Genomic DNA, 428 nt, shown 5'->3' on the forward strand with positions numbered 1-428 from the left:
GTTCTGATCAGCGCGAACTTTCCATTCAGTTTCGTACCGCGCAGGTCGACCTCGACGTGACCGGCGTCGATGCTTTCGGTGATCGAGAGCGGCTCGGGTTTCGACTCCATCACGTTCGCATAGGTCCCCGCGTCCCAGATCTCAACGTGGCCGGCGCCATACTGACCTTTGGGGATATCACCGCTGAAGGGGGCGTACGCCACGGGATGATCCTCGACCTCGATCGCGAGCCGGCGCACGCCGGTCTCGGTCGGCGGCTCTTTGGTCACCGCCCAGCTCTTGAGCACGCCGTCCGCCTCGAGCCGAAAATCGTAATGCAGCCGCGTGGCGTGATGCTCCTGAATCACGAAGATCGGCTCACGCCCGGGCTTCGCGACCGTCGGTCCCGGCTCGGCGGTGACGTTGAAATCGCGCTTGCGCTTGTATTC

1 protein-coding gene is annotated in these 428 nt (G+C 63.3%); it reads right to left on the reverse strand.

Annotation, left to right across the window (positions count from 1 at the left end; translation table 11 throughout):
• Positions 1-428 (reverse strand): DNA polymerase ligase N-terminal domain-containing protein (locus I6F37_RS41070; RefSeq protein ID WP_276573819.1); only part of this gene is annotated, 428 nt, incomplete at both ends.

The sequence above is a fragment of the Bradyrhizobium sp. NBAIM08 genome, assembly GCF_020193935.1.
In the GTDB taxonomy this organism is placed as follows: domain Bacteria; phylum Pseudomonadota; class Alphaproteobacteria; order Rhizobiales; family Xanthobacteraceae; genus Bradyrhizobium; species Bradyrhizobium yuanmingense.